Here is a 20,549-nt window from a genome sequence, read left to right as displayed (position 1 = left end):
CCTCCAGCCTACGTCTCCGGCGTTGCGGGAATACCCCAGGGGGGTATGCTGGTTCTTGTCCAGGACCGACGAAAGGAAGCACCATGAGCACCACCACCACCTATCTCGTCCAGGGCATGACGTGCGGGCACTGCGCCCAGACCGTCGCCGCCGGTATCCAGTCGCTCGACGCCGTCACGGCCGCAGACGTCGATCTCGAGGCGGGCACGGTCGCCGTCGAGTCGGCCGGCCCGATCGCGGACGAGGACGTCGCCGCGGCCGTCGCGGAGGCGGGCTACACCTTCGGAGGCCGGTCATGAGCGGCACGGTGCAGGATCGGCGCGACGTCGTCCTCGACATCCAGGGGATGACCTGTGCAAGCTGCGTCGCGCGCGTCGAGAAGCGGCTGCAGCTCGTTCCCGGCGTTGAGGCGGCGGTGAACCTCGCGACCGAGTCGGCGAAGGTTCAGGCGCCGGCAGGCATCGGCGACGAGACGCTGGTCGAGGCCGTCAAGTCCGCGGGCTACGACGCCACCGTGCGTCGTGCCGCGGCCCCGGTCGCGCACCACGCACACGAGGGCGGCGCGCACGAGGATCACGAGGGCCACGAGGATCATTCGGGTCACGTGCACGACGTCGAGGACGTCGCGGGGGAGACGCCGCTGCGCACCCGACTGATCGTGGCCGCCGTGCTGAGCGTGCCGATCCTGCTGGTCTCGATGATCATGCCGCTGCAGTTCCCGGGCTGGCAGTGGGCGATGCTCGCGCTCAGCCTGCCCGTTGTGCTCTGGGCGGGATGGCCGTTCCACCGCGCCACGCTGCGCAACGCGCGCCACGGGGCCGCGACGATGGACACCCTGATCACGCTCGGCACCATGGCGGCGCTGCTCTGGAGCGCCTGGGTCACGGTCACCGGCGGCATGCACGTGTACTTCGAGGTCGCGGCGGTCGTCACGACGTTCCTGCTGCTCGGACGCTTCATCGAGCAGCGTTCGAAGCGCCGCGCCGGCGCCGCCCTGCGGTCGCTGATCGACCTCGGCGCGCGCGAGGTCGTGCTCGCCGCGCCCGACGGCCGCGACGGGGAGACGATCCCGGTAGAGCGGCTGCACCCCGGTGACCGCTTCGTCGTGCGCCCCGGCGGCACGATCGCCACGGATGGTGTCGTGGAGGCAGGCGAGGCGGCGATCGACGCCAGCATGCTGACCGGCGAGTCGGTGCCTGTCGCGGCGGGCCCAGGCGCGGCGGTCACGGGCGGCACCATCGCGACCGACGGTCGGCTGGTCGTCCGCGCGACAGCGGTCGGAGCCGAGACGCGTCTCGCCCGGATCGCCGCGCTCGTCGAGGATGCGCAGGCGGGCAAGTCGCGCATCCAGCGGCTCGCCGACCGGATCTCCGGAGTGTTCGTCCCCGTCGTGATCGGGCTCGCCGTCCTCACCCTCGTCGGCTGGCTGATCGCGGGGCAGGGCCTCGAGGCGGGCTTCGTCGCCGCCGTCGCGGTGCTGATCATCGCATGCCCCTGTGCGCTCGGGCTCGCAACACCCGTCGCGATCCTGGTCGGCACCGGGCGCGGCGCGCAGCGTGGCATCCTGATCACCGGTCCCGAGGCGATCGAGAGCGCCGGACGCATCGACACGGTCGTGCTCGACAAGACCGGCACGGTGACGAGCGGGCGGATGACCGTCCACGACGTTGTGCTCGGGCGCGGCGCCGACCGCGACGAGGTGCTGCGGATCGCCGCGGCGCTGGAGTCGGGATCGGAGCACCCGATCGCCCGCGCGATCGTCGCGGCCGCCGACGACGGCGCCGAACTGCCGGCCGTGACCGGCTTCCGCAACCACGCCGGGCACGGGGTGACGGGAACGGTGGACGGCCGCGATGCGTTCGCCGGGGGTCTGAAGCTCGCCGCCGCGCGCGGTGCGCGTGTGCCGGACGACCTCGCCGCCGTCGCGCGGGACGCCGCCTCGACCGTGGTGATCGTCGGCTGGGCCTCGGTCGCGGGGATGAGCCCCACGGCGCGCGCGGCCATCCTCGTCGGCGACACGGTGCGGGACGACAGCCGCGAGGCCATCACGGGCCTGCGCGACCTCGGGCTCGACGTCGTGCTGCTGACCGGCGACGGCGAGGGCGTCGCGCGGGCGGTGGCCGACGAGGTCGGAATCCAGACCGTCATCGCGGGGGTCTCGCCCGAGGGGAAGGTCGACGAGATCCGGCGACTGCAGGAGAGCGGACGCCGCGTCGCGATGGTCGGAGACGGCGTGAACGACGCCGCGGCTCTCGCCACCGCCGACCTCGGCATCGCCATGGGCGGCGGCACGGACGCCGCGATGCACGCCAGCGACATCACCCTTGTACGCGACTCGCTCACCGCGGCGGGGGACGCCGTGCGGCTCTCGCGCCGCGTGCTCGCGATCATCCGCGGCAACCTGTTCTGGGCGTTCGGCTACAACGTCGCGGCGATCCCGCTCGCGGCGCTGGGCCTGCTCACCCCGATGGTCGCCGGAGCCGCGATGGCGTTCTCGAGCGTGTTCGTGGTGCTGAACAGCCTGCGCCTGCGCTCGTTCCGCTGACGGCACGGGCCCGGGACGGGTCGGCGCTGTCGACACCACGGGCGGTGAGGCAGGATGGGGCAATGCGCTCCCACCGCCTCGCCGCCCGTGTCTCCGTCATCGGCGCGCTCGCACTGGCGACCGTCGGCCTCGCGGCATGCCAGCCGACGCCGGGGCCGACCGGGAGCCCGGCCGCCTCGGAGCAGCCGACGTCGAGCGCCGCCCCCAGTGGGCAGCCGAGCACCGCGCCCACGAGCCCCGCGCCGAGCACGTCCGCCACGCCGACCCCGACGGCGACCGCCGGTGCCGGAGGGCTTCCCGCCGACTGCGGCCAGGCCTACTCCGCGCAGACGCAGGACTGGCTGTACGACGCGTTCGGCCAGCTGAACCCTGCGGAGGCGTCTCAGGTGCCGAGCTCGAAGGTCGTCGACCTGCTCGACGTGATCCAGGGCGCGCCGAACCTCAACTGCTACTGGACGCCGCCGGGCGAGACGGCCCTCGTCTCGAACGCCGCGATCGTCCCCGCGCAGCACAAGCAGTTCGTCCGCGACGTGCTGACGCAGAACTTCCCGGGCTGCGACGCGACCGGCGACACCGTCGACTGCGAGCGGCAGGGCGAGCAGCAGCAGGGCGTGATCGAGTTCGAGCGCGTGGTGCTGCGGGGCGACATGATGCTCACGACCTACGCGATGAACGCCGACGAGGCACTCGTCGACGAGGCCGTCGCCGACATGCTCGCGCACCTGCCCGGCTGATCCGGATCATCCGCCGCATCGCTCCCGTCACCTCCGTCGAGGCGCATCGGCGATTGCGCGTCGTCCCGGGGCGGGGCATGCCCTAGACTGGCCGCACAGGTTCCCACCGCCCGTCGCGTCCATCGACGTCCGAGAGATCCTCTCGCAGGCCGGTGCACGTGCCCCGGGTGGGAACCGCGTCCGTCTGACCGCATCGCGGAAGCGAATCGGTCCGCGCTGTCGTCATCTCGACGGCGCAGCGGGCGCCACGCACGACTTCGACCGCCGGCCAAGCCGCCTCGGTCACGATGGTCTCTACGCTCAGGAGGAGCATGCCGACCACGGCACCCGCGCGACAGCGCAGAAAGTCCTCGTCCGCTCGCCGCGATGACGAGGCCCCCCTCATCCCGATCCTCGCCCGCAAGGTGCGCGAGGTCGAGGCGAAGGCCCAGCGCGGCAAGCTGGGCCCCACGAACCGCACAAAGTTCCAGGTGATCGCGTTCCTCGTGCGCGAGGAGCGCGCCCGCGTCAAGGCCGACACCGAGGTCACCGACGCCGTCCGCGCCGAGCTGCTCAAGCGGCTCGACGGGGTGGCGACGATCCTCGCCAAAACGGCCGCGCGCGACACGTCGCTCATCCAGCTGCTCGAGGTCGACCAGGCCACGTCGCCGGTCGCGCGCCGGATGCGTCGCGACTGGCTGCTCGAGTCGGGCGCCGAGCTCGCTCCCGAGGAGCTCGTGATCGCCGACGTGAAGCCGCTGGTGCAGACGTCCCTCGTGCCGCCCGCCGCGGCCGAGCGTCAGGTCACACCGCCGCAGATCGAGGCGCGCATCGAGTCGAACCCGTTCCTCGCCCCCGACCTCGCGCACCGCGTCGGCGGCCCGACTCCGCGTCGTCGCCTCGACGGCTGGGAGCTCATGGGCCCGCTGTACAAGGCGTTCGAGCAGGGTGCGGGCGGGGGCGCCGCCACCATGCCGCTGCCCGAGGTGCCCGAGTTCGACCGCCTCTCGCCCAAGGGGCTCGAGATCATGGCGCACCAGTCGCGCTTCCTCGAGGCCGTGCGCGCGGGGCACCGCACCTTCCTGCTCGCCGACGAGCCGGGCCTCGGCAAGACCGCGGAATCGGTGCTCGCCGCCTCCGTCGCGAACGCGTACCCCATCGTCGCGATCGTCCCGAACGTCGTGAAGATGAACTGGGCGCGCGAGGTCGAGCGCTGGACACCCCACCGCCGCGCGACCGTGATCAACGGCGACGGCGACGACATCGACGCCTTCGCCGACGTGTTCATCGTGAACTACGAGATCCTGGATCGTCACCTCGGCTGGCTCGCCAAGATCGGCCTGCGCGGCATGGTCGTCGACGAGGCGCACTTCATCAAGAACCTCACCTCGCAGCGCTCGCAGAATGTGCTCGCGCTCGCGGCGAGCATCCGGGAGAACACGCCGGGTGGCGATCCGCTCCTCCTGGCGCTCACGGGAACGCCGCTGATCAACGACGTCGAGGACTTCGACGCCATCTGGCGCTTCCTCGGCTGGACCACCGGCGACAAGCCCGGCCCCGAGCTGATGGAGAAGCTCGACGCCACCGGCCTGACTCCCGCCGACAAGGCGTTCTACCCCGAGGCCCGCGAAGCCGTCATCTCGATGGGCATCGTGCGGCGCCGCAAGAAGGACGTCGCGAAGGACCTGCCGGACAAGCTCGTCGCCGACCTGCCCGTGCAGCTCGACGATGAGTTCGGCCGCAGCATCCGCGAGGCCGAGCGCGAGCTCGCTGCCCGCCTCGTCGCGCGCTACCGCCGGATCATCGACGCCCGCGGCGACCGCGGCCTCGCCCCCGGCGAGATCGACGACGACATCGTGCGCCTCGTCGCGCAGGGCGAGCTGGACGAGTCGAAGGCCGCCGGCACCGCGGGGGACAACGTCTTCACGATGGTGCGACGCATCGGCCAGGCGAAGGCCGGCCTCGCGGCCGACTACGCCGCCCAGCTGCAGCGCTCGGTCGGCAAGGTGGTGTTCTTCGCCAAGCACATCGACGTCATGGACCAGGCCGAGGCGCACTTCAAGGCGGTGGGCGTGAAGAGCGTCTCGATCCGCGGCGAGCAGACCTCCACGGTGCGTCAGGCGGCGATCGACGCGTTCAACAACGACCCGGATGTCGGCATCGCGGTGTGCTCGCTCACCGCCGCCGGCGTCGGCGTCAACCTGCAGGTCGCATCGAACGTCGTCCTCGCCGAGCTCAGCTGGACCGCAGCCGAGCAGACGCAGGCGATCGACCGCGTCCACCGCATCGGACAGGATGAGCCCGTCACAGCGTGGCGCATCATCGCGGCGCACACGATCGACACCAAGATCGCCGAGCTCATCGACCAGAAGCAGGGCCTCGCGGCGCGCGCGCTCGACGGCGAGGCCGTCGACCCGACCTCGAGCGACTCGGTGCAGCTGGCGGCGCTCATGCACGTCCTGCGAGGGGCTCTCTAGCTCCTCAGGCCTGTCGTATCCGCTGGCACGCTGGGTCGCTCTGCGAACGAAGTGAGCGTGCCGCGGATGCGGCCCACCAGCGCGCCCGGACGGAGCGGAGCGACGTCCATCGAGCGCGAGACCCGGCGCGGAGCGTCGGGCGAGGGATCGATCAGCGCGCGGCCAAGAGAGAGTCACCCGCTCGTCACCAGGGGATCCGGGCGACGCCCTTCGGGGGTCATCCGGATCCCCTAGTGTCGAGAGCATGAAGATCGGAATCCTCACGTCCGGAGGTGATTGCCCCGGACTGAATGCGGTCATCCGCGGCATCGTCCTCAAGGGCACCACCACGTACGACCTCGAGTTCGTGGGCATCCGCGACGGCTGGCGCGGCGTCGTCGAAGCGGACTTCTTCCCGCTCACCCGGCACGAGGTCAAGGGCCTCGCGAAGGTCGGCGGCACCATCCTCGGCACGAGCCGCACGAACCCGTATGAGGGCGAGCATGGTGGCGCAGACAACATCAAGGCCACCCTCGCCGAGCACGGCATCGACGGGATCGTCGCGATCGGCGGAGAGGGCACCCTCGCGGCCGCCGAGCGCCTCTCGAAGGACGGCATCAACGTCTTCGGCGTGCCCAAGACCATCGACAACGACCTCGGCGCGACCGACTACTCGTTCGGCTTCGACACGGCCGTGAACATCGCCACCGAGGCGATGGACCGGCTGCGCACCACGGGCGACTCGCACCAGCGGTGCATGGTCGCCGAGGTGATGGGCCGGCACGTCGGCTGGATCGCGCTTCACGCGGGAATGGCCGCCGGCGCCCACGTGATCTGCATCCCCGAGGTGCCGCTGTCCATCGAGGAGATCACCGCCCAGGTGACCTCGGCCCACGAGCGCGGCCGCGCGCCGCTGGTGGTCGTGTCGGAGGGCTTCAAGCTCAAGGGCCAGGAGGAGGCGTACAGCGACAAGGGCCTGGATGCGTTCAACCGCCCCCGCCTCGGCGGCATCAGCGAGGTGCTCGCCCCGGAGATCGAGCGCATCACGGGCATCGAGACCCGTGCGACGGTGCTGGGTCACATCCAGCGCGGCGGTTCGCCCTCGGGCTTCGACCGCGTCCTCGCCACGCGCCTCGGCCTGCACACCGCCGACGCCATCGTCGAGGGCGCCTGGGGTCAGATGGTGGCGCTTCGCGGCACCGACATCGTCCGCGTGGCCTTCGCCGACGCGCTCGGCGAGCTTCACACCGTCCCGCAGTCCCGCTACGAGGAGGCCGCAGCGCTGTTCGGCTGATCGTCCCTTCGAAAGGCTCCCCGGTGCGTGCGGCGCCGGGGAGCCTTTCGGCGTCTACGGCGCGTGCGACGGCGCCTTTCGGCGTGCCGCGGCGGCAGATACGCTCGCGGACATGAGCGACGAGCGGCTGAGCTTCCGGACGACGATCGGCGTTGAGGTGAAGGGTGAGACCTGGAGCTGCGTGGGGATTCCGGGCTCGGTCGAGTTCTTCGGCACGGGCAAAGCGGTACGGGTCGACGCGCAGATCGACGGTCTTCTGCTCGAGAACGTCGGCGCGATGGTCACGGGGACAGGTGGCCACATGGTTTCCCTCAACGCCGGCGTGCGCAAGCGCCTCGGCAAGGACGTCGGCGACACGGTCGACGTGACGGTCCAGCGGCGCTGACGGCGGTCGGGCGCGGGTGCGCCGACGATAGTGTGGCGGCATGCCCCTCGCTCTGATCACGGGTGCCGCGCGCGCCGACAGCATCGCCGCGGGGATCGCGCCTCGGCTGCGGCAGGACGGCTGGACCGTGGTCACGAGCGACCTCTCGTCGGCCGATTACCCGCGCGACCTGTCGGATCCGACGGCGCCGGATGAGCTCATCGCCGCGGTCGTGCGAGATCACGGACCGTGCGACGCGCTCATCCTGAGCCATGCGCACGATGTCGAGACGGGCATCCTCGACACCACCGCGGAGAGCTTCGACGCGCACGTGGCCGTGAACGCCCGCGCCTCGCTTCTGCTCATCGCCGCCTTCGCCCGTCAGGTGCCGGACGGCGGCGGCGCGATCGTCGCCCTGACGAGCGATCACACAACGGGCAACCTGCCGTACGGGGCGTCGAAGGGCGCCCTTGACCGCATCGTGATCTCCGCGGCGCGCGAGCTCGGCCCGCGAGGGATCTCGGCCAACGTCCTCAACCCGGGACCGATCGACACGGGGTGGATGGACGACGACACCCGCACCGCGCTGCGCGACGCCCATCCGCTCGGCCGTCTCGGCACCCCGGCCGACATCGGCGAGTTCGTCGCCTTCCTCGTCTCGCCCGCCGGCCGCTGGGTCTCGGGCCAGCTGCTGCAGGCCGACGGCGGGTTCTCCGCCCGCTACTGACCGCAGCGGAGCCGCGCGGCCGCACCGCCCCCGCGCGGGCACCTGGGTCAGGCGTCGGCGACCCCGAGAACGTCGAAGAGCCAGGCGAGCTGGAAGGCCCGCTCGCGCCACGAGTTGTAGCGGCCGCTGACGCCGCCGTGACCCGCGACCATCTCGCACTTGAACAGCGCGTCGGCGCCGACGTCCCGCAGGCGCGCGACCCACTTGGCCGGCTCGACGTACATCACGCGCGTGTCGTTCAGCGACGTCATCGCCAGGATCCGCGGGTAGGCCACGCCCTCGCGGACGTTCTCGTACGGCGAGTACGACTTCATGTACTCGTACACCGCCGGGTCGTGAAGCGGGTCGCCCCACTCATCCCACTCGATCACCGTGAGTGGAAGGGAGGGATCCAGGATCGTCGTGAGCGCGTCCACAAACGGGACGTCGGCGAGGACGCCGGCGAACAGCTCCGGGGCGAGGTTCGCGATCGCGCCCATCAGAAGCCCGCCGGCAGATCCGCCCTCCGCCGCCAGGCGATCCGGGGTCGTGTACCCGTGCTCGACGAGGTGACGCGCGACATCCACGAAGTCGGTGAACGTGTTGCGCTTCGCCTGCAGCTTGCCGTCCTCGTACCACTGCCGCCCGAGCTCACCGCCGCCGCGCACGTGCGCCACCGCGAACACGATGCCGCGGTCGAGCTCGGACAGTCGGGCCACCGAGAACGCGGGGTCGATGGAGTGCTCGTACGAGCCGTAGCCGTAGAGGTGCACGGGGCGCGGCGCGGAGCCGGGCTCGCCGAACGAGCGCTTCCACACAAGGGAGATCGGGATGCGCGTGCCGTCGTGGGCGGTCGCCCACAGGCGGGCCTGGTCGTAGTCGGCGGGGTCGTATCCGCCGAGCACCTCGACCTGCCGGCGCAGCACGAGCTCGCCGCTTTCGAGGACGAACTCGAACACCGATCCCGGCGTCGTGAACGACCCGAACCCGAGGCGCAGCACCGGGGGAGCCCACTCGGGGTTGCCGCCGAGGCCGACGGCGAACAGCGGTTCGTCGAACTCGATCTCGGTCAGTGCGTGCGTGCGGTAGTCGAGGAGAGCCACGCGCGTGAGGCCCTCGCGGCGGTACTCGACGACCGCGAAGTCGCGGAAGCAGTCGACGTCCTCGAGGCGGCGGCCCGGCTCGTGCGGGATCACGGTCTCGACCACGTCGGGCGCGCCGACCCGGGCGCGCACCAACTCGAAGTCGAGCGCGCCGTCGTTGTGGAGGATGTACAGCCAGTCCTCGCCGTCGATGACGGCATGATCCACGCCGTACTCGACGCCCTCGCGACGCGGCCAGACGACCTGCGGCTTCGCGTCGGGGTCGCTCGCCACGGTCGCCGCGTCGAGCAGCGCGACCTCGCTCGTGATGCTCGACCCGGACTCGACGACGAGGAACCTGTCGCTGCGCGTCACTCCCGCGCCCACCCAGAACCGCTCGTCGTCATCGCGGTAGATCTCGCGGTCGGCGTCCCGCCCCGCGGTGCCGACCGGGTGAAGCCACGCGCGGTCGGGACGCCAGGCGTCGTCCACCGTCGTGTAGACGATGTGGGTGCCGCCGGGAAGGAAGTGCGCGCCCGAGAAGGTCCCCTCGATCACGTCGGCCAGGATCTCGCCGGTCGTCAGGTCCTTGATCCGGATCGTGTAGCGCTCGTCACCCGCGACGTCCACGGCCCACAGCATCAGCGTGCCGTCCTTGGACACGTCGAACGATCCGAGGGAGAAGAACTCGTGGCCCTCGGCCTCGGCGTTCGAGTCGAGCAGCACCTGCTCGCCGGGCACCTCCACCTCGGCGCTCAGCTGGGGCGGGGTCCAGTCGTCCGGACCGGCGATGGGAGCGCGGCACTGCACGCCGTACTGCTTGCCGGCGATCGTGCGGCCGTAGTACCACCACTGCCCGCGGCGGCTCGGCAGGCTCAGGTCGGTCTCGCGGACCCGGCCCTTGATCTCCTGGAAGATGCGCTCGCGAAGCGGCTCGAGGTGCGCGAGCGCCGCGTCGGTGTGGGCGTTCTCCGCCTCGAGGTGCGCGACGACCTCGGGGGAGTCCTTCTCGCGCAGCCACTCGTACGGGTCCTCGAACGTGTCGCCGTGGTGCGAGCGGACGACGGGGCGCTTCTCGGGGCGGGGGGCGGTCGGGACCGAAGCAGAGCTCATCCGTCAACGCTATCCGTGTTTGACGTGCACGCCGCGGCGCCGACGGGCGGCGGACGGCGCGCCGGGGCGGGCGGAACGGACGGTTTGACCGCCCCTGCCCGGGGTGCGAGGATTGGTGACCGCCTGGTTGCCAGATCGTGAACACCTGGCGAACTCTTCGTTCGCGCTTCTCGGCCTTCGGGTCCCGCATCACGGAAGGCGGACGGTGGAAACCGCAGCCCTCATCGTCGCGCTGGTCATCGCACTCGCGCTCTTCTTCGATTTCACCAACGGCTTCCACGACACCGCCAACGCGATGGCGACGCCGATCGCCACCGGCGCACTCAAGCCGAAGACCGCGGTCGCGCTCGCGGCCATCCTGAATCTCGTCGGCGCCTTCCTGTCGACCGAGGTCGCCAAGACCATCTCCGGCGGCATGATCCGCGAGGAGCAGATCTCGGGCGCTGTGTTCCCCTCGCTGATCTTCGCCGGCCTGATCGGCGCGATCACCTGGAACATGCTGACCTGGCTGCTCGGCCTTCCCTCCAGCTCGTCGCACGCGCTGTTCGGCGGCCTGATCGGCGCGACGCTCGTCGGCGTCGGCGTCCAGGGAATCGACTTCGGCGTCGTGATGTCGAAGGTCGTGCTGCCGGCGCTGCTTGCACCGCTCACCGCGGGCATCATCGCGTTCCTCGCGACCAAGATGGCGTACTCCCTCACCCGCCGGTACGACGGCAAGCCCGACGGCCGCGACGGCTTCCGCTGGGGCCAGATCTTCACGTCCTCGCTCGTCGCGCTCGCGCACGGAACGAACGACGCCCAGAAGACGATGGGCGTGATCACCCTCGCGCTCATCGCGGCGGGCTGGCAGTCGTCCGAGCACCACGAGCCGCAGCTGTGGGTCGTCTTCTCGGCGGCCGCGGCGATCGCGCTCGGCACCTACGTCGGCGGATGGCGGATCATCCGGACCCTCGGCAAAGGACTCACCGACGTCAAGCCGGCACAGGGCTTCGCGGCCGAGACGTCGACGGCCGCCACGATCCTCGCCTCGAGCCACCTCGGCTTCGCGCTGTCGACCACGCAGGTCGCCTCCGGATCGGTGATCGGATCCGGTCTCGGACGACGCGGATCGGAGGTGCGCTGGCGCACCGTCGGGCGGATCTTCGTCGGCTGGCTGCTCACGCTCCCCGCGGCCGGTGCGGTCGGCGCGCTCGCCGCCCTGCTCGTGGTGTGGACCCAGGCGGCCGGGCTCGGCGTCCTGGGCGTCGCGATCGACGCGGTCCTGGCGATCGCGGTGATCGTGTTCCTGTTCCTGCGCTCGCGCCGCAACGAGGTGCACGCGGGCAACGCGATGAGCGAGGTCGCCGAGTCGGGCCTCGCGGTGAAGGTCGACGAGAACCCGCCGCCGACGCCGAGGCAGCGGCGCGCGCAGGCCGAGAGGGCCCAGCGCAAGGCGGCGAAGAAGCAGCAGAAGAGCGGGGGAGAGCGATGACCATCGACTGGGGCGCCTTCCTGCTCGTGTTCATTGCCGCGCTGATCGGTGCGGTGGTCGTCGTCGGGTTCTACGCCCTCGGGCTGCGCCTGCTCGCCAGCAGCGGCCGCGTTCCCGTGGTCGCGCCCGTCGCCTTCACGGATGCGATCACCGTCCTCTCCGCGAAGCAGATCGCCAGGGCCGAGAAGGCGGCGGCGAAGGCCGCCGCGAAGAGCCCGCTGTCGGACGGCCAGAAGCGGCTCGCGCTCGTCGGCGCGTACGCGTGCTTCGCGGTGTGCGGCTTCGCCGTGGTCGTCGGCATCCTGCTGATCGTGCTCGGCTGACGGGGGTCCTCCCGGCGGCCGCGTCGGGGGCCGGTCGTACGCTGGCATCATGCAGCTCGGCCAGCACGCTCCCGCCCACAGGACGATCGTCCATCTGAGCGACACCCACCTGCTGGCGGGCAACGCGCCGCTCGGCGGGCGGTACGACACCGAGGCGAACCTCGCGCGCACGCTCGAGCGGCTCGAGCAGCACGCGGCGGACGGCGCCATCCGGCCCGACGCGCTCGTGTTCACGGGCGACCTCACCGACCTCGGCGAGCCCGACGCGTACCTCCGCCTGCGCGAGCTGGTCGAACCGGTCGCGGAGCGCCTCGGCGCTCCCATCGTGTGGGTCGCCGGCAACCACGACGAGCGCCCTGAGATGCGCCGCGACCTGCTCGGCCTCTCGGCCGACGAGCAGCCGGTCACGGGTGTCTGGGATCTCGGCGGCCTCCGCCTCGTCGCGCTGGACAGCTCGGTTCCCGGCTGGCACCACGGCGAGATCGACGAGGCCCAGCGCGAGTGGCTGCGGCAGGTTCTGGCGACGCCGACACCGCTCGGCACCATCCTCGCCCTTCATCATCCGCCGCTGCCGAGTCACGTTCCCCTGTTCGACATCCTCGAGCTGCGGGATCAGGACGCGCTCGCCCACGTGATCAGCGGATCCGACGTGCGCGCGATCCTCGCCGGGCACCTTCACTACTCGATGAGCGGCACGTTCGCGGGTGTTCCGGTCAGCGTCGCATCCGCGTCCTGCTACACGATGGACGTCGCCCGCCCGCCGCAGCGCGTCAACGGGATGGATGCCGGTCAGTCGTTCCACCTCGTCCACGTGTACGACGACACGATCACGCACACCGTCGTGCCCGTGGCGGCCGATGAGGCGGGCGGGTACTTCAGCCCCGAGTGGTACGCGACGATGGCGGCGCTGAGCCCCGAGGAGCGCCTCGAACGGTTCTCCCGCAAGCCGCCTCGCGGGTGAGACGGGCGGGCGGAGGACCGTCGCCTAGGCTGAGAACGACGCCCTCTCGATGGCGAGAGGGCATGGCCGCGCACCCACAAGGAGAACGATGGCTGACGACTCGACCACCCGCATCGAGACAGATTCGCTGGGGTCGCTGGAGATCCCGTCCGACGTGTACTGGGGGGTCCATACCGCCCGGGCGCTCGAGAACTTCGACATCTCGAAACGACCGATCTCGGTGTACGCAGACCTCGTCGTCGCGCTGGCGATGGTCAAACAGGCCGCGGCACGCGCGAATCGCGACATCGGCGTGCTGGATCCCGCCAAAGCAGACCTGATCGACCGCGCAGCGCAGCGCGTGATCGACGGCGAGTTCCACGATCAGTTCGTCGTGGGCGTCATCCAGGGCGGCGCCGGCACGTCGACCAACATGAACGCGAACGAGGTCATCACCAACATCGCGCTCGAGCTCGCCGGCCGCCGGAAGGGCGACTACGAGTTCCTGTCGCCGATCGACCACACGAACCGCAGCCAGTCGACGAACGACGTCTACCCGACGGCGATCAAGATGGGGATCTCGCTCGTGCACGTCTCGCTGCTCGAGGAGCTCGATCTCCTCCGCAAGTCGTTCCTCGCGAAGGCGCACGAGTTCCACGACGTGCTGAAGGTCGGGCGCACGCAGCTGCAGGATGCCGTCCCGATGACCCTCGGGCAGGAGTTCCACGGCTTCGCGACGACGCTCGGCGAGGACCACGCGCGGCTCGGCGAGAACTCGTCGCTGCTGACCGAGATCAACCTCGGCGCCACCGCGATCGGCACGGGCGTGACCGCGGCGCCCGGCTACGCCGAGTCGGTGCGACGTCACCTCTCCGAGATCTCCGGGCTGCCGCTCACGACCGCGACCGACCTCGTCGAGGCGACGAGCGACACGGGCGCGTTCATGTCGTTCTCGTCGTCCCTCAAGCGCAACGCGATGAAGCTGTCGAAGATCTGCAACGACCTGCGGCTGCTGTCCTCGGGCCCGCAGGCGGGCTTTGGCGAGATCAACCTTCCCGCCCGCCAGGCGGGGTCGAGCATCATGCCGGGCAAGGTGAACCCGGTCATCCCCGAGGTCGTGAACCAGGTGGCGTTCTCGGTCGCCGGCGCCGACATGACCGTCACCATGGCCGCCGAGGCGGGACAGCTTCAGCTCAACGCCTTCGAGCCGGTGATCGCCCACTCGATCCTGCAGTCGATCACCTGGATGCGCCAGGCGATGCGGACGCTGCGCGTGAACTGCGTCGACGGCATCACCGCGAACCGCGAGCGCCTCGGCGCCATGGTCGGATCGTCGGTGGGCGTCGTCACGGCCCTCACCCCCTTCATCGGATACGCCGCGGCGGCCGCGCTCGCGAAGGCCGCCCTGCTGACGAACCGCAACGTCGCCGACCTCGTCGTCGAGGCCGGGCTCATGGACCGCGAGGAGGTCGACAAGCAGCTCTCGCCGGCGCGCCTGTCGGGCATCGAGGCGATCACCGCGGCGATTCCGATCATCTCGCCGGAGGACCTCACGACCTCGTCGTGACGCCGCGCGCGGCCGGGCGCGCCCCGCGTCCGCGACCGGCAGCCGGTGGGCGTCGCCTGGCCCGCCCGCAGACCGCGAGGCCGCACCCGATCCGGGTGCGGCCTCGTCGCGTCGTCGTCGGGTCAGGCGACCACGCGGCAGTGCGTGGTCAGCTCTCCGATGCCGTCGATGCCCACCGTGACGGTGGAGCGGTCGCGCATCAGCACCTGCGGTGTGCGGGAGTAGCCGGATCCGCCGGGGCTGCCCGTCGAGATGAGCGTGCCCGGAAGCAGGGTGATGCCGCGCGAGAGGTGCGCGATCAGCTTCGCGACCGATCTCACCATCGTCCCGGTCGAGGCGTCCTGCATGGTGTGCCCGTCCAGGACCGTCCAGATGTGCAGGTCCTGCGGGTCGGGCACCTCGTCGGCCGTCACGACGTACGGGCCCACCGGCGTGAACCCGTCGAACGACTTCGCGCGGCACCACTGCGACTCGGAGTACTGCACGTTGCGGGCGGTGATGTCGTTGACGACCGTGTAGCCGAAGACATAGTCGAGCGCCTCGTCCTCGGTCACGTCGCGTGCGGGCCGGCCGATGATGACGCCCAGCTCGGCCTCGTAGTCGACCGCCTCGCTCAGCGAGCGCGACCACGACGTGGTGCCCTCGTGCGGCGCGAGGGAGTTCGGCCACAGCGTGAACACCGTGGGCGTGTCGTCGGTCTTGAGGTTCAGCTCGCCCGAGTGCGCGGCGTAGTTCAGCCCGACGGCCATGATCGACGGCGGCGTGAGCACGGCGGGCGCGAACGTCGCCTCGTCGATCGGGGTGCGCTCGCCCCGGTAGGCCGAGGCCGCATGCCGCACGGCGTCGCGCAGGGGACCGCCGCCGGCGATCAGCTGCTCGAGCGTGCGAGGGCCGTCGGGCACCAGCGTGTGCACCGGGAGTGCCTCGCCGTCCTCGACGAGGACGAGGACGGGGCCGTCGCCCCCGGGCAGCACGACGTGGGCGAAACGCATGCCCTCAGGCTACCGGCACCGGCCGTCGCCTCGATGGCGCCGGAGCGCGCGGCCAATATGATGACCGTGATCACGGCGCCGCCGGCGCCGCGAGACGTGCGGGGAGAGACTCATGACCTACGGGACCGGCCTGACGCCACCTCACCAGCAGCCGTTCCCGACGGCGCTGGCCCAGCCGACCTACGGGATGGGCGCGGCGATCGCTCCGGCGCCTCCCGCTGTCCAGGCTCTTCCCGTCGCGTCGCCCCGCGGGCGGCGCGCCTGGGTGTGGCTGTGGCCCGTCCTCGGGCTGCTCCTCCTGCTGCTGATCGCCTACTTCGTGACGTTCCTCGGTCCGTTCGCGTCGCTCGTCGGCCTGGTCGCCGCGCTCATCCCGTATGCGGTCGTGATCGCCACGGTCGTGCTCATCGACCGGTGGGAGCCCGAGCCGAAGGGGCTCGTGTTCTTCGCGCTCGCATGGGGCGGCATCGCCTCCATCGCGTTCACGCTGCTGTTCGACCTCGCGCTCACGTTCGTGCTCCCCGAGCGCAACGACTTCTTCAGCGCGGTGATCCAGGCGCCCCTCGTCGAGGAGGGGTTCAAGGGACTCGGCCTGCTGCTCGTGTTCTGGATGGGCCGCCGCGCGTTCGACGGGCCCGTCGACGGCGTCGTCTACGGCGCCATGATCGGCGCCGGCTTCGCCTTCACCGAGAACATCCAGTACTTCGCGATCTCGACCATCGAGGGCGGCGCCGCCTCCCTCGGCTTCACGTTCTTCCTGCGCGCGATCCTGTCGCCCTTCGCGCACGCGATGTTCACCGCCTGCACGGGCTTCGCGCTCGGGCTCGCGGCGCGGCGCGGAATGAAGGCGGGACCGGCGATCGGCCTCGCCGCCGTCGGCTACATCGCCGCCGTGCTCCTTCACGCGCTCTGGAACGGCGCGTCCTTCGTCGTCGGCGGCGGGCTCTTCGAGTTCCTGGGGTACTACTTCGTGCTGCAGGTGCCGATCTTCGCGCTGTTCGTGTGGGGGATCGTCATGCTGCGCCGCGAGGAGGCGCGCCTGACCCGCGAGCGACTCGGCGACTACGCGGCGGCCGGCTGGTTCACGCCGCAGGAGGTCGACATGCTCGCGACCCCCGCGGGACGCCGCACCGGGCGTGCGTGGGCGGCAACCCTCCCGGGCGGGCGCAGCAAGCTGATGACGACGTTCATCCGGGATGCGGCCGCGCTCGCCGCCGCCCGGCAGCGCGCTATCTCGGGACGCGACCCGCAGGCGGCGCACGACGAGCACGTGCTGCTCGCCCGGATCACGACCACCCGCCAGGCGCTGCTCTCCCGCTGATCCGGATGACGCGCCGGGGGTCTTGACACCCCCGGCGGGGCAGGCGCATCCTGAATGAAGATCAACTCAGCGCCCGGAAGACTCGCAGGCATCGCCGCAGCCCGGGCGCTGAGTGCTTTCCCGGACGTGCGGCGGTCCTGCGGTCGAGACCTCAGCTCTCGGCGTAATCATCGGCACCTCATCCCCGTGGCCGAGGGGTTCATGGTTCGATTGAACGCATGAGCGCAGATCGCACCAAGCCCGAGTTCGACGCACCCCAGGGCCCCGCGCCCACCGAGCTCGTCACCCGCGACATCATCGAGGGCGACGGCGCCGAGGCGAAGCCCGGCGACACCGTCACCGTCCACTACGCGGGCGTCGAGTACGAGACCGGCGAGGAGTTCGACTCGTCCTGGAACCGCGGCGAGAGCATCCAGTTCCCGCTGCGCGGCCTGATCCAGGGCTGGCAGGACGGCATCCCCGGCATGAAGGTCGGCGGCCGCCGCGAGCTGGTCATCCCGCCGCACCTCGCCTACGGCCCGGCCGGCGCCGGTCACTTCCTCAGCGGCAAGACGCTGATCTTCATCATCGACCTGATCGACGTCGCCTGACGCACCCCGAACCACACGGAGCGCCCTCCTCGGCGGGAGGGCGCTTCGTCGTTCCCGCAACGTTCACGAACTGATCGGGAATATATGCACGTGAATGCGTATTGTGATCCGTATACCGCTGCCGTCCCACGGCACGACCTTCGAGGAGAGCTATGACCATCGAGATCCCCGGCTACCGTCCCGGCACCTACGTCATCGACCCCGCGCACAGCGAGGTGGGCTTCACCGTCCGCCACATGATGATCTCCAAGGTGAAGGGCGCCTTCCACGTCATCGAGGGCACCATCGTCGCCCCCGAGAACCCGCTCGAGGCGAAGGTGACGGCCAAGGCCGACGTCGCCTCGATCAACACGAAGGACGAGGGTCGCGACCAGCACCTCCGCTCGGCGGACTTCTTCGACGCCGAGAACCACCCCACGATCGAGTTCGTCTCGACCGGCGTGCGCGAGCAGGACGGCGAGTTCCTCGTCGACGGCGACCTGACCATCAAGGGCATCACCAAGCCCGTCACCTTCACGGTGGAGTTCGGCGGCTTCGGCGTCGACCCGTGGGGCAACTACAAGGCGGGCGCCACGGGCTCGACCAAGATCGACCGCGAGGAGTTCGGCCTGACCTGGAACGCCGCGCTCGAGACGGGTGGCGTGCTGGTCGGCAAGGACGTCACGATCACGATCGACCTGCAGGGTGCGCTGCAGGCGTAAGCGCTTCGGGAGAGGGGCGGGTGCCGGATGGCGCCCGCCCCTCTTGCATGTCCGGCGCCTACGGTGTCGGATGCTCCGCGTCGTACGCGCGGAAGCCGTGGGCGAACCGCAGGATCGTCGCGACGATCGCGATGATCACTACGCCGCCGACCAGCGGCGGCACCCACAGCGCGATCCCGGCGAGGACCCCCGTGTAGAGCGCGCCGATGCGCGGCCCGCCCGCCACCACGACCATGAAGATCCCCTGCAGCCTGCCGCGCACCGCGTCGGGGACGGCCGCCTGCAGCATCGTCTGCCGGAAGATCGAGCTGATGTTGTCGGCGGCGCCGGTGAACGCCAGGCAGACGCACGCGAGCACGATGAGCAGGATGTCGGGGTGCGCTTCGTCGATGCGTCCCGCGCCCGACCACCCCAGCGCCGCGGCGAGCAGGACGAGCCCGAACAGGCCGGTCGCGAGGCCGAATGCCTGGATCGCGCGCGCGATGCCGACCCCCTGCCTCCGCACCGTGCCGATCCGCCCCGAGAACAGGCTCGACACCAGCACACCGGCGGCGATCGCCGCCATCAGCAGGCCCGAGGTCACCTCGCCGCCGCCGAGCAGCACGACGCCGATCGCCGGGAACAGGGCGATCGGGTGGCCGAAGGTCATCGCGACGACGTCGAGGATGAACTGCATCCGGATGTTCGGAGCCACCTTCAGGAACGCCAGGCCGTCGACGATCGACCGGAGACCGGGTCGCTCCGTCTGCCCCTCCGGCCGCAGGCGGGGGAGCGTCGCCAGGCCGAGGAACAGCGACAGGGTCAGCACGGCGTCGATCGTGTACGTGATCGGGTAGCTGAACAGCGCGACGAGCACGCCGCCGATCGCCGGCCCGACAAGCACCATCACTCCCGACGTGATGCCGGTGAGCGCGGCGGCGGCCGCGATCAGGTGCGTGCCGACGAGCTTCGGCGTCATCGCCATCTTCGTCGCGCCGGCGACGGTGCTCGCCGCGGAGTTCACGATCGACAGGCCGTACAGCCACCACACATCGATGTGCCCGGTCCACGCGAGGACGGCGAGCAGCAGTGTCGACGTCCATCCGATCGTCGCGGCGGTCAGCGCCACGATGCGGCGATCGAAGTGGTCGGCGAGCATGCCGCCGTAGAGGCCGGCGACGATCATCGGCACGAGCCCCGCGACCGCGATCATCGACACCGCGAAGGTCGATTCCGTCAGCGCGTACATGTGCAGCATCACGGCCGTGATCGTGAGCTGGCTGCCGAGCCCGCCGAGCAGGGTTCCGACCCAGAGGCGGGCGAAGGCGGGGCTCTCGCGCAGGGGGCGCAGGTCGACGAAGTGGCTGCGGCGGGTCGTGGTCTCGCTCACGCGTCTGCCTCGGAGTGCTGCACGGATCGACCCTAATCGGTGCCGCGCGCACCGGGGCGCCGCACGGTGCGGATGGCCGCGGATCGCTGGTAGACTCTTGTGGTTGCCGTTCGATCGGCCGCGGATAAAGAGAGCTCGCGCATCAGGCGTCGGGCGCCGCGCAATGAGGAGAGAGGGGATCACCTATGGCACTGGAAGCAGACGTCAAGAAGGCGATCATCGAAGAGTACGCGACGCACCCCGGTGACACCGGATCCCCCGAGGTGCAGGTCGCGATGCTGACGCAGCGCATCAAGGACCTCACCGAGCACCTCAAGGAGCACAAGCACGACCACCACTCGCGTCGTGGCCTGTTCCTGCTCGTCGGCCAGCGCCGCCGCCTCCTGGGCTACCTCCAGGATGTCGACATCAACCGTTACCGCTCGCTCATCGAGCGCCTCGGTCTGCGTCGATAAGCAGAGCGCACCAGCGTTCAATCGTCTTCTCAAGGGCCCGTCCAGGTGTGGACGGGCCCTTGTTGGTTTCCTTTAGAAGCGTCTCGCACGCTTCGGGGCCGCAAGCGGCGCCCTTGCGAGCGAGGCACCGTCGCTGGCGCTCCGTTGCGGCAGCGCTTCGCGCTGCGTTGGTCGCTTCGCTCCACGTTCGCTTCGCTCACACAGGGGTACAGGCCCGTGACCTCACCCCGGTTATCGAGCGAGCGGAGCGAGTCGAGATGACCTGCTCGCACGGATGAGCCGCTTGGGGTCGGTCGCTTCGGCTCGCTGGCGCTCACTCAGCAACCGGCGGGGTAAACGTGCGGCGTGTGCACCTTTGCGACCCTTGTTCCGTGCGTTCGCCGCACCTTTGCGCGGGCCCCACCCCGGTTATCGAGCGAGCTTGCGAGTCAAGATGACCGGCTCGCACGGACGGGCGGCTCGGGGTAGGTCGCTTCGGCTCGCGGTCAAGTCCTGGGACGTGGTGTATCGGTGATCGTGTGATCCTTCGTGTCGTGGTCAGGCTGTG

General features: G+C 70.7%; 18 protein-coding genes. 15 read left to right on the top strand and 3 right to left on the bottom strand.

Annotated features, from left to right (window positions below):
- Nucleotides 1-83 precede the first annotated feature (83 nt).
- The 7 genes from ABD161_RS06285 (at nt 84) to ABD161_RS06255 (ending at nt 8,099) form a co-directional block, all read left to right on the top strand.
- Nucleotides 84-299, top strand: a complete 216-nt coding sequence (locus tag ABD161_RS06285) for a cation transporter (RefSeq protein ID WP_344000735.1) — start codon at nt 84-86, stop codon at nt 297-299.
- Complete coding sequence (locus ABD161_RS06280; protein WP_344000734.1) at nt 296-2,545, top strand: heavy metal translocating P-type ATPase; 2,250 nt, start codon at nt 296-298, stop codon at nt 2,543-2,545. The genes ABD161_RS06285 and ABD161_RS06280 overlap by 4 nt, the downstream gene beginning before the upstream one ends.
- Before the next feature lie 62 nt (nt 2,546-2,607).
- On the top strand, nt 2,608-3,279 hold the full coding sequence (locus ABD161_RS06275; protein ID WP_344000732.1) for a hypothetical protein: 672 nt from the start codon (nt 2,608-2,610) through the stop codon (nt 3,277-3,279).
- Between the two features lie 311 nt (nt 3,280-3,590).
- Nucleotides 3,591-5,735: a DEAD/DEAH box helicase gene (locus tag ABD161_RS06270; protein WP_344000730.1), complete on the top strand. Its 2,145-nt coding sequence runs from the start codon at nt 3,591-3,593 to the stop codon at nt 5,733-5,735.
- Nucleotides 5,736-5,979: 244 nt separating this feature from the next.
- Entirely contained in the window at nt 5,980-7,008 is a 1,029-nt protein-coding gene (locus ABD161_RS06265; protein WP_344000728.1) for a 6-phosphofructokinase, read from the top strand.
- Between the two features lie 112 nt (nt 7,009-7,120).
- Nucleotides 7,121-7,393, top strand: a complete 273-nt coding sequence (locus ABD161_RS06260) for a DUF1905 domain-containing protein (protein WP_344000726.1) — start codon at nt 7,121-7,123, stop codon at nt 7,391-7,393.
- A gap of 40 nt (nt 7,394-7,433) precedes the next feature.
- Nucleotides 7,434-8,099 carry an SDR family oxidoreductase gene (locus ABD161_RS06255; protein WP_344000724.1) on the top strand — a complete coding sequence of 222 codons (666 nt, stop codon included), beginning with the start codon at nt 7,434-7,436 and terminating at the stop codon, nt 8,097-8,099.
- A gap of 47 nt (nt 8,100-8,146) precedes the next feature.
- Here ABD161_RS06255 and ABD161_RS06250 read toward each other — a convergent pair whose 3' ends face one another.
- A complete protein-coding gene (locus ABD161_RS06250) occupies nt 8,147-10,273 on the bottom strand; it encodes a S9 family peptidase (protein ID WP_344000722.1) in 2,127 nt (708 codons plus the stop codon).
- Between the two features lie 205 nt (nt 10,274-10,478).
- Between ABD161_RS06250 and ABD161_RS06245 the strand changes: the two genes are divergently transcribed.
- The 4 genes from ABD161_RS06245 (at nt 10,479) to ABD161_RS06230 (ending at nt 14,574) form a co-directional block, all read left to right on the top strand.
- Nucleotides 10,479-11,744, top strand: coding sequence for an inorganic phosphate transporter (locus tag ABD161_RS06245; protein WP_135113812.1), 1,266 nt, complete (start codon nt 10,479-10,481; stop codon nt 11,742-11,744).
- The gene (locus ABD161_RS06240) at nt 11,741-12,067 is read left to right on the top strand and encodes a peptidase (RefSeq protein WP_344000720.1); all 327 of its coding nucleotides are present in this window, start codon (nt 11,741-11,743) and stop codon (nt 12,065-12,067) included. Before ABD161_RS06245 ends, ABD161_RS06240 begins: the two co-directional genes overlap by 4 nt.
- A 49-nt stretch (nt 12,068-12,116) precedes the next feature.
- Nucleotides 12,117-13,028, top strand: a complete 912-nt coding sequence (locus ABD161_RS06235) for a phosphodiesterase (RefSeq protein ID WP_344000718.1) — start codon at nt 12,117-12,119, stop codon at nt 13,026-13,028.
- 88 nt (nt 13,029-13,116) lie between these two features.
- A complete protein-coding gene (locus ABD161_RS06230) occupies nt 13,117-14,574 on the top strand; it encodes an aspartate ammonia-lyase (protein ID WP_344000716.1) in 1,458 nt (485 codons plus the stop codon).
- A gap of 122 nt (nt 14,575-14,696) precedes the next feature.
- Here the strand turns inward: ABD161_RS06230 and ABD161_RS06225 are convergent, their stop codons facing one another.
- Entirely contained in the window at nt 14,697-15,566 is an 870-nt protein-coding gene (locus ABD161_RS06225; protein WP_135113808.1) for a fumarylacetoacetate hydrolase family protein, read from the bottom strand.
- Nucleotides 15,567-15,678: 112 nt separating this feature from the next.
- On the opposite strand from ABD161_RS06225, the gene ABD161_RS06220 reads away from it, so the two are divergent.
- The 3 genes from ABD161_RS06220 to ABD161_RS06210 all read left to right on the top strand — a co-directional run bounded on the left by ABD161_RS06220 (nt 15,679) and on the right by ABD161_RS06210 (nt 18,178).
- A complete protein-coding gene (locus ABD161_RS06220) occupies nt 15,679-16,887 on the top strand; it encodes a PrsW family intramembrane metalloprotease (RefSeq protein ID WP_344000714.1) in 1,209 nt (402 codons plus the stop codon).
- 218 nt (nt 16,888-17,105) lie between these two features.
- Nucleotides 17,106-17,477: an FKBP-type peptidyl-prolyl cis-trans isomerase gene (locus ABD161_RS06215; RefSeq protein ID WP_135113807.1), complete on the top strand. Its 372-nt coding sequence runs from the start codon at nt 17,106-17,108 to the stop codon at nt 17,475-17,477.
- A gap of 152 nt (nt 17,478-17,629) precedes the next feature.
- Entirely contained in the window at nt 17,630-18,178 is a 549-nt protein-coding gene (locus ABD161_RS06210; RefSeq protein WP_135113806.1) for a YceI family protein, read from the top strand.
- A gap of 58 nt (nt 18,179-18,236) precedes the next feature.
- On the opposite strand, the gene ABD161_RS06205 is transcribed toward ABD161_RS06210, so the two are convergent.
- Entirely contained in the window at nt 18,237-19,547 is a 1,311-nt protein-coding gene (locus tag ABD161_RS06205; protein ID WP_344000711.1) for an MFS transporter, read from the bottom strand.
- A 185-nt stretch (nt 19,548-19,732) separates the two neighbouring features.
- Here ABD161_RS06205 and rpsO point away from each other — a divergent pair, with 185 nt between their 5' ends.
- Nucleotides 19,733-20,002, top strand: coding sequence for a 30S ribosomal protein S15 (rpsO, locus tag ABD161_RS06200; protein WP_018187174.1), 270 nt, complete (start codon nt 19,733-19,735; stop codon nt 20,000-20,002).
- Nucleotides 20,003-20,549 lie beyond the last annotated feature (547 nt).

Origin of the sequence: Microbacterium paludicola, from assembly GCF_039529675.1 — a bacterium.
GTDB lineage: Bacteria > Actinomycetota > Actinomycetes > Actinomycetales > Microbacteriaceae > Microbacterium > Microbacterium paludicola.
The sequence above is the reverse complement of the archived record's forward strand: the minus strand, read 5'-3'. Positions and strand labels throughout refer to the sequence as shown.

Coding starts and splice junctions, on each gene's coding strand:
- ABD161_RS06270 (WP_344000730.1), top strand. CDS start 3,591: ATGCCGACCACGGCACCCGCGCGACAGCGCAGAAAGTCCTCGTCCGCT.
- ABD161_RS06210 (WP_135113806.1), top strand. CDS start 17,630: ATGACCATCGAGATCCCCGGCTACCGTCCCGGCACCTACGTCATCGAC.
- ABD161_RS06285 (WP_344000735.1), top strand. CDS start 84: ATGAGCACCACCACCACCTATCTCGTCCAGGGCATGACGTGCGGGCAC.
- ABD161_RS06220 (WP_344000714.1), top strand. CDS start 15,679: ATGACCTACGGGACCGGCCTGACGCCACCTCACCAGCAGCCGTTCCCG.
- ABD161_RS06275 (WP_344000732.1), top strand. CDS start 2,608: ATGCGCTCCCACCGCCTCGCCGCCCGTGTCTCCGTCATCGGCGCGCTC.
- ABD161_RS06250 (WP_344000722.1), bottom strand. CDS start 10,273: ATGAGCTCTGCTTCGGTCCCGACCGCCCCCCGCCCCGAGAAGCGCCCC.
- rpsO (WP_018187174.1), top strand. CDS start 19,733: ATGGCACTGGAAGCAGACGTCAAGAAGGCGATCATCGAAGAGTACGCG.
- ABD161_RS06255 (WP_344000724.1), top strand. CDS start 7,434: ATGCCCCTCGCTCTGATCACGGGTGCCGCGCGCGCCGACAGCATCGCC.
- ABD161_RS06215 (WP_135113807.1), top strand. CDS start 17,106: ATGAGCGCAGATCGCACCAAGCCCGAGTTCGACGCACCCCAGGGCCCC.
- ABD161_RS06260 (WP_344000726.1), top strand. CDS start 7,121: ATGAGCGACGAGCGGCTGAGCTTCCGGACGACGATCGGCGTTGAGGTG.
- ABD161_RS06265 (WP_344000728.1), top strand. CDS start 5,980: ATGAAGATCGGAATCCTCACGTCCGGAGGTGATTGCCCCGGACTGAAT.
- ABD161_RS06280 (WP_344000734.1), top strand. CDS start 296: ATGAGCGGCACGGTGCAGGATCGGCGCGACGTCGTCCTCGACATCCAG.
- ABD161_RS06235 (WP_344000718.1), top strand. CDS start 12,117: ATGCAGCTCGGCCAGCACGCTCCCGCCCACAGGACGATCGTCCATCTG.
- ABD161_RS06240 (WP_344000720.1), top strand. CDS start 11,741: ATGACCATCGACTGGGGCGCCTTCCTGCTCGTGTTCATTGCCGCGCTG.
- ABD161_RS06230 (WP_344000716.1), top strand. CDS start 13,117: ATGGCTGACGACTCGACCACCCGCATCGAGACAGATTCGCTGGGGTCG.
- ABD161_RS06225 (WP_135113808.1), bottom strand. CDS start 15,566: ATGCGTTTCGCCCACGTCGTGCTGCCCGGGGGCGACGGCCCCGTCCTC.